Origin of the sequence: Mycobacterium angelicum (assembly GCF_002086155.1) — a bacterium.
Lineage (GTDB): Bacteria > Actinomycetota > Actinomycetes > Mycobacteriales > Mycobacteriaceae > Mycobacterium > Mycobacterium angelicum.
Map to the genome: position 1 here is coordinate 1 of NZ_MVHE01000329.1, position 396 is coordinate 396.

1 protein-coding gene is annotated in these 396 nt (G+C 81.3%); it reads right to left on the reverse strand.

Annotation, left to right across the window (positions count from 1 at the left end; translation table 11 throughout):
• Positions 1 to 396: hypothetical protein (locus BST12_RS35190; RefSeq protein ID WP_211281433.1), on the reverse strand; the 396-nt coding region annotated here is incomplete at both ends.

Below are 396 nucleotides of genomic sequence, written 5' to 3' on the forward strand. Positions count from 1 at the left end.
CGCCGACACCGCCGTCGCCGCCGGTGCCACCGACTCCGGTGGTGCTGTCGGCACCCGAACCGCCGGCGCCGCCACTGCCGCCCTTGCCACCGACCCCGCCGGCGCCGCCGGAGCCGTTGGTGCCGCCCGCACCGGAGTCGCCGCCTTGGCCGCCTTGTCCGCCGGCGCCGCCGGCAAACCCGGTCCCGCCGGTGGCGCCGCTGCCTGCTGCGGCATCCGTGCCTGCGCCGCCACCACCGCCGGCGCCACCCACACCGCCGGTGCCGCCGGTGCCGGCCTTTCCGGTGGTGCCAGTGGTGCCGCCGGTTCCGCCGGTGCCCGCGTTGCCGCCGCCACCACCCGCGCCGGCCGCGCCGCCGACACCGCCGTCGCCGCCGGTGCCACCGACTCCGGTGG